9 protein-coding genes and 1 pseudogene are annotated in these 9,636 nt (G+C 68.1%); 4 read left to right on the top strand and 6 right to left on the bottom strand.

Features of this window, described 5'->3' with window-relative positions:
• Positions 1-124 precede the first annotated feature (124 nt).
• Together phoP and ABT085_RS38830 are read right to left on the bottom strand one after the other, a co-directional pair.
• Entirely contained in the window at positions 125-796 is a 672-nt protein-coding gene (gene phoP / locus ABT085_RS38835) for a two-component system response regulator PhoP (protein WP_004000192.1), read from the bottom strand.
• Positions 797-801: 5 nt separating this feature from the next.
• On the bottom strand, positions 802-2,199 hold the full coding sequence (locus ABT085_RS38830; protein WP_351619380.1) for a sensor histidine kinase: 1,398 nt from the start codon (positions 2,197-2,199) through the stop codon (positions 802-804).
• A gap of 259 nt (positions 2,200-2,458) precedes the next feature.
• On the opposite strand from ABT085_RS38830, the gene phoU reads away from it, so the two are divergent.
• The 3 genes from phoU (at position 2,459) to ABT085_RS38815 (ending at position 3,843) form a co-directional block, all read left to right on the top strand.
• A complete protein-coding gene (gene phoU, locus ABT085_RS38825; RefSeq protein WP_351619378.1) occupies positions 2,459-3,157 on the top strand; it encodes a phosphate signaling complex protein PhoU in 699 nt (232 codons plus the stop codon).
• Positions 3,158-3,287: 130 nt separating this feature from the next.
• Positions 3,288-3,443: a hypothetical protein gene (locus ABT085_RS38820; protein ID WP_351619375.1), complete on the top strand. Its 156-nt coding sequence runs from the start codon at positions 3,288-3,290 to the stop codon at positions 3,441-3,443.
• 148 nt (positions 3,444-3,591) lie between these two features.
• The gene (locus ABT085_RS38815; RefSeq protein WP_351619373.1) at positions 3,592-3,843 is read left to right on the top strand and encodes an SCO4226 family nickel-binding protein; all 252 of its coding nucleotides are present in this window, start codon (positions 3,592-3,594) and stop codon (positions 3,841-3,843) included.
• Positions 3,844-3,868: 25 nt separating this feature from the next.
• Here the strand turns inward: ABT085_RS38815 and ABT085_RS38810 are convergent, their stop codons facing one another.
• The 3 genes from ABT085_RS38810 to ABT085_RS38800 all read right to left on the bottom strand — a co-directional run bounded on the left by ABT085_RS38810 (position 3,869) and on the right by ABT085_RS38800 (position 6,623).
• A complete protein-coding gene (locus tag ABT085_RS38810) occupies positions 3,869-4,672 on the bottom strand; it encodes a DUF5707 domain-containing protein (RefSeq protein WP_351619370.1) in 804 nt (267 codons plus the stop codon).
• Positions 4,673-4,870: 198 nt separating this feature from the next.
• Complete coding sequence (locus ABT085_RS38805) at positions 4,871-5,962, bottom strand: PP2C family protein-serine/threonine phosphatase (RefSeq protein ID WP_351619368.1); 1,092 nt, start codon at positions 5,960-5,962, stop codon at positions 4,871-4,873.
• A gap of 271 nt (positions 5,963-6,233) precedes the next feature.
• Positions 6,234-6,623 carry a hypothetical protein gene (locus ABT085_RS38800; RefSeq protein WP_351619365.1) on the bottom strand — a complete coding sequence of 130 codons (390 nt, stop codon included), beginning with the start codon at positions 6,621-6,623 and terminating at the stop codon, positions 6,234-6,236.
• A gap of 513 nt (positions 6,624-7,136) precedes the next feature.
• Here ABT085_RS38800 and ABT085_RS38795 point away from each other — a divergent pair.
• Positions 7,137-7,412 carry a ribosomal protein L7/L12 gene (locus ABT085_RS38795; RefSeq protein WP_351619363.1) on the top strand — a complete coding sequence of 92 codons (276 nt, stop codon included), beginning with the start codon at positions 7,137-7,139 and terminating at the stop codon, positions 7,410-7,412.
• Positions 7,413-7,903: 491 nt separating this feature from the next.
• Here the strand turns inward: ABT085_RS38795 and pknB are convergent.
• Positions 7,904-8,983: pseudogene (pknB, locus tag ABT085_RS38790) on the bottom strand (Stk1 family PASTA domain-containing Ser/Thr kinase); the annotation flags it as partial.
• Positions 8,984-9,636 lie beyond the last annotated feature (653 nt).

The raw sequence follows: 9,636 nt of genomic DNA, 5'->3' as shown, positions 1-9,636 counted from the left end.
GGTCGATACCGCCTGTGCAGGAGAACCCCGTGCTGGGGTCGGGCCCACTCTTGCGGGGGGCCCCCCTAGACCCCTTGCTGGAGTGCCGGATCCCTCCGGCACGCACCCGGCTCCCGGCGGCTGTCTACGGCTCGAACTTGTAGCCGAGGCCGCGCACCGTCACCAGGTACCTCGGCGCACCGGGGTCCGGCTCGATCTTCGCGCGCAGGCGCTTGACGTGGACGTCGAGGGTCTTGGTGTCACCGACGTAGTCGGCGCCCCAGACCCGGTCGATCAGCTGCATACGGGTCAGGACGCGGCCCGCATTGCGCAGCAGCATCTCCAGCAGGTCGAACTCCTTGAGCGGGAGGTCGACCTTCGAGCCGGAGACGGTGACCACGTGCCGGTCGACGTCCATCCGGACCGGTCCGGCCTCCAGCGCGGCCGGGGTGACCTCCTCGGGCTCGCCCCGGCGGCGCAGCACCGCCCGGATACGGGCGACCAGCTCGCGCGAGGAGAACGGCTTGGTGACGTAGTCGTCGGCTCCTATTTCCAGACCGACCACCTTGTCGATCTCGCTGTCCTTGGCGGTGACCATGATCACCGGGACGTTCGAGCGGCCGCGCAGCTGACGGCACACCTCGGTGCCGGGCAGCCCCGGCAGCATCAGGTCGAGCAGGACGAGATCGGCGCCGTTGCGCTCGAACTCGTCGAGCCCGTCGGGGCCCGTGGTCGCGACAGCGACCTCGAAGCCCTCCTTGCGGAGCATGTACGACAGGGCGTCGGAGAAGGACTCCTCGTCCTCGACGACAAGCACACGGGTCACGGAAGGACCTCCGGGGCGGAAAGCGTTTCGTACGCGGTTGAGTCGGGGGATGTGGTCCGCGAGGGACGAGCGGGATGTGCGGCCCCGCCGGGCTCGACGACGGGCTCGACGACGTTCTCGACCACGCTGTCGATGACGTTCTCGGGGATGTCCTCGTCGTAGTCGTCGTATTCGTCGTTCACATGATCGTCGTAGGTGTCGTTCACGTGGTCGGGGTCGGGATGCTGCTGGGCGCGGTCGCGGGCCGCACCCGCCTCCGGCAGCCGCAGAGTGAACGTGGAGCCCTGACCCTCGGAGCTCCACACCGTGACCTCCCCGCCGTGCGAGGCGGCCACGTGCTTGACGATCGCCAGCCCGAGGCCCGTACCGCCCGTGGCACGGGAGCGGGCGGGGTCGACCCGGTAGAAGCGCTCGAAGATGCGCTCCTTGTCCTTGTCCGAGATGCCGATGCCCTGGTCGGTCACGGCGATCTCGATGAGGTCCCCTCCGGGCACGCTCACCCGGCGGGCGGCGATGCCGACCCGGGTGCGGGCCGGCGAATAGTTGACGGCGTTCTCGACGAGATTGCCGAGCGCGGCGGCGAGCTGCCCCCTGTTCCCCCAGATCCGCAGGTCGGCGGTACCGCCCGCGGCCATGGTGATCTGCTTGGTGCCGGCCTGGTGACGGCAGCGGTCGATGGCCTCGGCGACCAGTTCGCCCACCCGGACCGGTTCGGCGTCCTCCAGCGGGTCGTCGTTCTGGACCCGGGAGAGGTCGATGAGCTCCTGGACCAGGTTCGTCAGCCGAGTGGCCTCGATCTGCATCCGCCCGGCGAAGCGCTCCACCGCCTCCGGATCGTCCGAGGCGTCCATGACGGCCTCGGAGAGCAGGGAGAGCGCGCCGACCGGGGTCTTGAGCTCATGGCTGACGTTCGCGACGAAGTCGCGCCGTACCGCCTCGATGCGCCGGGCCTCGGTGAGGTCCTCGACGAGGAGCAGCACGAGCCGGGAGCCGAGGGGGGCGACACGCGCGGACACGGCGAGAGCCTCGCCCCGCCCGGTCCCCCGCCTGGGCAGATCCAGTTCGACCTGGCGTATCTCGCCGTCCCGCCGGGTGTCCCGGGCCATCTGGAGCATGGGTTCGACGGCGAGCTTGCCCCCGCGCACCAGCCCGAGGGCGTACGCGGCGGAGCTCGCCTTGACCACGGCGTCCGCCTCGTCGAGTACGACGGCGGAGGAGCGGAGCACGGAAAGGACCGTGTCCACCCCCGGCGGGAGCACGAGATCGGTGTGCAGGGATGTTCTGGTGGGTCGCTGCTGGTCGCGTTCGCTCCAGCGGAACGCCAGCATGGCGATGGCACCGGTGAGTACCCCGGCGATCGCTGCCGCTGCGGCGACCGCCGCGTTCACGTCCATGCCCCCAGGTTAGGCATGCCGTCCAGGATGGCTACAGCCATCGAAGTGCGACCTCGAACACTCGTCGCCCAGAGTTCACCTTGGAGCTAGCAGTGGTTCATTTCGGGTGACGGAAACCGACGCGTACGAGCCGCAACGTGGGAGCGTGGGGTTCGTACCGCCGGTGCTAGAACGTTCGACGACTCAGACGTTCGAGGACTCACATGTCCGGAGGACCGGCCCCCCAAACCCCTATGGAACACGTACGAGAGGGAACCTGATGCGGGACGCGTACCACGAGGAACTGGACTCGATCGGCGACGGACTGGTGGAGATGGCCCGGCTGGTCGGGTCGGCGATCGGGCGCGCCACGACCGCCATCCTCGACTCCGACCTGAAGCTGGCCGAGAGTGTCATCGAGGCGGACAAGAAGGTCGACGAGCTCCAGCACGACCTGGAGGCCCGTGCGATAGCCCTGCTGGCCCGGCAGCAGCCGGTCGCCACCGACCTGCGGATCGTCGTCACGTCACTGCGGATGTCCGCCGACCTGGAGCGCTCCGGCGACCTCGCCCAGCATGTGGCGAAGCTCGCGCGCCTGCGCTTCCCGGAGCACGCCATACCGCACGACCTGCACGCCACGATCCTGGAGATGGGTCAGCTCGCGCAGCGTCTGATGGCGAAGGCGGCCGAGGTGATCATCACGAAGGACGTCGATCTGGCGATGCAGCTGGAGACCGACGACGACGCCATGGACCTGCTGCACCGCACCCTGTTCCAGCACCTGATGGACGACCGCTGGAAGCACGGCATCGAGACCGCGGTCGACGTGACGCTGCTGGGCCGTTACTACGAGCGGTTCGCCGACCACGCGGTGGCGGTCGCCAAGCGCGTGGTGTTCCTGGTGACGGGTGAGCACGCGGACGAGCTCCAGCCCGACATCCAGCCGGACATCCAGGCATCCGGGCCCAAGGGCGCCTGACCCTCCGTATCCGAACAGGCGCGAAGAGGATCGGCCGGGGCGTGCCCGAAGCCACCGTGCGCCGTTGATGCGCCCGGTGGAGCGGGCATGCAATGGGCACAGGCACCGCCTCCAGGAGGGACCCAGAGCCATGGCCGAATCCCCCAGCACACAGCCCGACCCCGCGCAGGAACGCCCCACCGAGCAGCCCGCCGACATCAGGAGCCTGACGCTGATCGGCGCGTGCGGCTGCGGCTCGGGCTGCGGGTGCGGGTGCCAGTCGGGCAACCCCTGCCAGTGCGGCTGACGAAGCCCACGGCGTACGACGACGTACGACGACGAAGGTCGTCGTACGCCGTCGCGCGTCCCGCCCCTCCTCGCACCCCGTCGGTCGCAGCCTCGCCCGCACGGGCGCAGCATGGAAGGTGATCGGCAGGCAGAGGAGGTGCGGGACCATGCCCCAGTTCATGGACATCCACCACGGCATGCAGGGCATCACGGCCGAGGAGCTGGACGCGGCCCACAAGGCGGACCTCGCGATCGAGGGCGAGGAGCAGGTGCACTTCGAACGCGCCTGGGCCGACCCGGCCACCGGAACCGTCTACTGCCTCTCCGAGGCCCCCTCCGCCGAGGCGGTCCAGCGCGTGCACGAACGCGCCGGCCACAAGGCGGACGAGATCCACGCGGTCCCCCTGTCCGTCTGGTGACGCCGCCCGCCCCGGCGGTCCGGGCTCACCTCACGTCGACGAAGTCGGCCGCACCGTTCCTGGCCTGGGTGAGGCTCGTGCCCGCGAAGGCGAACCGGTACTCGCCGTCCACCGTCGCCTTCACCGCGCCCCTGACCCAGCCGTTCCGGTCGGTCTTGACCTTCTGCACCGTGACGAAGGCGCCGCTCCTGCCCTTGCGGAACTGGAGCAGCACCTGGTGCCCGATGAGCGGCACGTCCTTGTGCTGTTGCCAGCTCGCGACGGTCATCCGGGCCCTGACCGTCACGGTCCTGCCCTTCTTCACCCGCTCCGGGGTGGCGTCGGCCCCGGACAGGTGGGTCTCGCGCTTGATGCGCGCCATGCCGGTGCCGACGTCGTCCAGGCGGGTGACGTTGCCCGCGCCGTCGACGGCCACAGCGCCCACGGTCCAGACACCGGCGAGGGCGTTGCTGCGGGGGTTGGTGTTCGGGTCGGCGACGACGACGGCCTCGCACCTGGACGTGGTCGCACCGGCCTTCACGCAGCGGCCGGACCCGACCTGGGCCAGGAAGCCGTCGGCCTGCGCCCGGGTGTTCCCGTGCCACAGTCCGTACGTCACGCTGCGGACGCCCGACGGGTCGTTGACCGTCGCGGAGATCTGGAAGGCGACCTTCGCCCTGGCCCCGACGACGACGGTGTAGTCGAGCCTCTTGTTGACCACGATGTCGCTGAATCTCGTGGGTGTGTCGTCCTGCGTGGCCCCGGCGGCCGGGCCGGCCAGCGCGGTGACGGCCAGGGCCGCGCCGAGGGCTGCGGAGGCGCTGACGGTGGCGGTGGCGCGTAGACGCATGATGCGGTCTCCCACTTTCGTGGACGGGGTGGTGACTTCACCCGCGTCAGACAGAGCGGATCACCGCGGAGTTGTGCACCTTCGCCGCCCGTCCCATGACTTAACCCCGACGTCCACCCGGGTTGGCGAAATCAACGGCCGCCGGTCAACTTCCCTGCACAGAAAGGGAATTTGAGCCACCTGTCCGGGCACCCGCCGTCACGCGGTCTCCGGCGCACAGGCGACGGCCAGCAGTGCCATGTCGTCGGCTCTGCGGCCACCGGTGTGCCGGTGAACGTCGGCCAACAGGGCGTCGAGGAGAGCCTCCGGCCGGGCGTCCGGGGATATGGCGGCTCCCGCGACGGGGTCGTAGAAGGCGCCCCTGTCGTCACGGGCCTCCGTCAGTCCGTCCGTGTAGAGCAGCAGAGTCGCCCCTTCCGGGAAGGCCACCATGTCGACGGGGGCCGGGTCGTCGGCCAGGGCCGCCATGCCCAGGGGCACGGCCGGCCGGCTGGGCTCGACGTACCGCACGCCGTCGGGCAGGAGCAGTACGGGTGCCGGGTGGCCGCGGTTGACGAGGCGGACCGCCCTTTCGTGCCGGGGGAACTCCGCCACCACGCCCGTGATGAACCCCTCGAACTCGGTCTCGCTGCCCGACTGCTGGGTCTCCAGGACGGCAGCCCGCTCCAGCCGCTTCACGACCCCGGTCAGGCTGGGTTCGTACAGGGCCGCCTCGCGAAAGGTGACGATGCTGGCCGCGACCGCCCTGACCGCGTCCATTCCCTTGCCGCGCACATCGCCGATCACACAGCGCACGCCGAACGGGGTGTCGAGCACGGCGTAGAGGTCCCCGCCGATCTGTGCGTCCGTCTGTGCGGCCTCGTAGCGTGCGGCGAAACGCAGCGGACCGCTCGCCTTCGGCGGATCCGGCAGCACGGCGCACTGGACGGCGGCGGCGATGTCGCGCGCGGAACGCAGCTGGGTCTGGAGGTGATGCAGGAGACGGTTGAGGAAGACCGCGACCGCGGACACCGTCGCCACCATGGCCAGCTCACTGAGCTCGGGCGCGGTTCCGTGGTGGCCGAAGTACACGAACGCGACCAGGTCGAGCAGGAACGCGCACACCCCGGTGACGATGGTGCCGCGCAACGACAGCAGCGGCGCGGCCATCAGGATCGCGGCCGCGTAGAAGGCCGAGGCACTGACCGTGGGTGGCGTGAGAAAGTCGACCGCCCCTGCCGCGATGAGCAGGACGGCCGGCATCAGGCGCCGGTGCCCCTCCAGCCACTGCCACACTTCCGGCCCCGCCACGCGCAGCTCCCGATACCGACGGCTCTCCCTGCCGGCCCAGGCTAGAACCCGCCCCGCGCGCCCCGCCGCCGCACTTCCCCCGGCTCGCCCCCGCGACGGCGACTGCAACCCGAATGGCATATGCCCCGCACAAATCCACCCCTTGTACGGCGCCCCGGCCAACGGCCTTTCGGCCCACCTGCGGCTACGAACCGGCTTGACGGTCGCCCACTGTGTCCAGTTGTCCTGGACAGTGAGACACGCGTATGGAGCCGAGTAACAGCGCTCCCGCCTATGCAAGGAACGGCCAGAGGTAGGCCATTCCCGCAGCGAAAACCGTGAACACCCCGAGCATCCAATACCAGGCAAAACTGTTGAGAGGAACCTTGAGCCAGGGCTTCTCTTCCTGTTCCACAATATCGGCTGCGACCCTTTTCGCGACCGGCACGAACATGACGATGAACATCGCTAGGGCGACACTGTAGATGTACAGGGCATGCGATGCGGAATAGCCTTTTACCATAGCGCTGGGTAACAGGTAGATCCAACCGACCAGCGGGGCTATCACCATGCGCTGCTTCGCCTTTTGCGTCGGCATGCACCAGTACATCGCGGCCATGTAGACGACAGTGACACCGGCCGCGATGATCCACCAGTCGTCCGCGGTCGGGCGGGAAGTCATGACGGTTGCTCCTCTTGAGGCGAAAAATGACGTGATTTTTCAAGGCCGAGCATTATAGCCCCGCACCTCGAACCGTCATCACGATCGGCGGAACAAAAATCACTCGGTGAAGACTGCTTGAGCAATATACATACTTGGCCACTTGCCGTGAGTAACAACTTCCGGCAAGAAAATCGGCTGAACTCTGCCGCGTTCCGGCAACTCTCGCCGACGCGGCCTCACCGGCTCTCGATGCCTGTATCGGGCATATGGGCCGGCTTTCGACTTTGGTCCTGGCGCAGTTACGTCCACAGCACCCACCACTCACCCCGGCTCCCCCCACGCACGCCACACTCATGAAGCGGTTCCCACCGGTCGAGATCACCTTGCCGTGGAAGGTCGCCGCCGGGCCTCCGGTGACCAAGCAGCTGATCTTCACCGGACTGCGGTGACCGCCGTCCTCGGGGCCGCGAAATCCACGCGACACGACGGTTGAGGGCTCATACCCTCCCAGCCGAAGAGGGGGGAAGACCGATGACAGACGAATACTTCTTGCTGGTGTGCGACGACGTGCCCAATGACGTAGTGCTCACCGACCCAGGTGTCCGTGTGCTGGACGTCGCTCAGGTCGTACGTCGGCTGACGGAACTGAGCCTCTGGCGCAGCAAGGTACTGGCATCACAGGTTCCCGCCGTGATTCTCGATGGTGTGCCGCAGGAAGACGCTGAGGCGGCAGTCGCGGCCCTCCGAGTTGTGGGAGCACAAGCAGAGGTGAGGGAACAGCCGGAGCCGGACTTCCTGAAGCCCTGAGGACGGCTCGATCGAGCAGCTCACGACCCGCAGACGGCCCAGCCCCACCAAAAAGCCCCCGCCCCGCGAGAAATTCGCAGGCCGGGGGCTTGTCGGCGTCGGGTTACTTCTTCTTGCCCTGGGTTTCGACCGCCCGTTTTTCTGCGCTGATCAGCAAGGTGCCTACCTCAACTGACCTGCGTGTGGACGGTCGTTAGCGGTCGTCATCTGTCGTTGCTGGTTGGCCTCGGAGGTCCCAGACAGGTCCCGGCATACGGGACTGCTGGCAGTCGAGTCCAGTCGCGATGGTTGCGACGCCTCGCTGGTGCAGCAACCGTGCTGACCACCGCTTTAGGAGTTCGATTCAGTCCCGCTCCGGCTGAGGTCGGTGACTGGTGCGGCGGCCGGACAGAGACGCTGGCGTTCGCTCCTGGCCGGCGTCGTCGATGTCAGTGCCAGTGGTTACGACCGGTAGGACAAAGCGCTCTTCCAGACTAAAACTGCTTGCCCAACCACTTGCCGATGAAGATCGCGCTGACCAGCAGCAGCACACCGGCCACGACCAGCAGGATCGTCGACGTGTTGTTGTTCTTCTTCTGCCGGCGGCGGTCCGGGCGCTCGTCGTAGCGGTTCATCGGCGGCAGCATCGTGGTCGCGCCGGCGCTGGAGTCCGTGCGCAGAGCCGTCGGCGGCTGATCGCCGGGGTAGCCGCCGTAGCCGACGGAGCCCATGGCCGCTGTGGCGGCGACCGGCTGGCCATCGAGGCAGGCCTCGATGTCGGAACGCATCTCGTCGGCGGACTGGTAGCGGTAGTCCGGGTCCTTGACCAGCGCCCGCATCACGATCGCGTCCATCTCGGGCGTGATCTCGGGGTTGAAGACGCTCGGCGGCTGCGGATCCTCGCGCACGTGCTGGTAGGCGATCGCGACCGGGGAGTCGCCCACGAAGGGCGGCCGGACGGTCAGCAGCTCGTACAGCAGGCAGCCGGTGGAATACAGGTCGGAGCGGGCGTCGACCTGCTCGCCCTTGGCCTGCTCCGGCGAGAGGTACTGGGCGGTGCCGATGACCGCGGCCGTCTGGGTCATCGTCATGCCGGAGTCGCCCATGGCGCGGGCGATGCCGAAGTCCATGACCTTGACCTGGCCGTTGCGCGTCAGCATGGCGTTCGCGGGCTTGATGTCGCGGTGAACGATGCCAGCGCGGTGGGAGTACTCCAGGCCCTGGAGGATGCCGATGGTCATCTCCATGGCCCGCTCCGGCAGCAGCTTGCGGCCGCTGTGAAGAAGCGTGCGGAACGTCGACCCGTCGACGTACTCCATCACGATGTACGGGATCGAGACCCCGTCGATGTGGTCCTCGCCCGTGTCGTGCACCGCGACGATCGTGGAATGGTTGAGCGAGGCGGCCGACTGGGCCTCCCGGCGGAACCGGGCCTGGAAGGACGGATCGCGTGCGAGGTCTGCGCGCAGCGTCTTCACCGCCACGGAGCGGCCGAGCCTGGTGTCGTGCGCCAGGTAGACCTCGGCCATGCCGCCACGGCCGAGCACATGGCCCAGCTCGTACCGGCCGCCTAGGCGACGCGGCTCTTCCATAGCTCTCCTACCAGCCCTCTCCGTCGGTCCCGACCACACCCGCATGTGGTCCGGCGGTGTGCTGTTCGGGCATACGGTACCCGGCTCGCTGTGCGGGGTTGCGGCGGATGACGTTGATACCGAGGCATTTAGATCTAGACCGGCACTCAGATCTGCTGCAGCAGTTTGAGCTGGTTGGCTTCCTCGTAGAGCGAGGACTGGTCGATCCGGGAGACGTCAAGAACATCTTCCCGAACTCGCCCAGGACTTACGCCAAGGCTTGGCCGTACAGCGACCGTGCTGACCACCGCTTTAGGAGCGAGGTGAGGCGGTCTGCGGCGTGACCTGGGAATCTCTGCCTTGGGCGGCGTAGGCCCGTGCGCACCCTGGGGAACCTCAATTCCCCGTGAGTCCCCGCCTGTTCTGGCACGGAAGTGGCACGCCCCGCGGCCTCCTCGATGCGAACCATGGGCGGGAGGGCCGCTGAGGTCTGTCAGGCACGTCAGTCGGCTGCGTGGGCCTGGTGACGGTCGTTCGGAGGCGCGGAGGTTGCCGTACTTCGCTGCTGTATGGCACCCCTAGGGTCCGTCTTCAAAGATCATCGGATAGTGGATCATGGTGGGGTGATACGTCGCCATGAACTCACCGATCTGGAGTGGGAGTTGCTCGCTCCG

The sequence above is a fragment of the Streptomyces sp. NPDC002265 genome (assembly GCF_040296125.1).
Taxonomy (GTDB): Bacteria; Actinomycetota; Actinomycetes; order Streptomycetales; family Streptomycetaceae; genus Streptomyces.
This window is presented reverse-complemented; position numbering and strand designations above follow the sequence as displayed.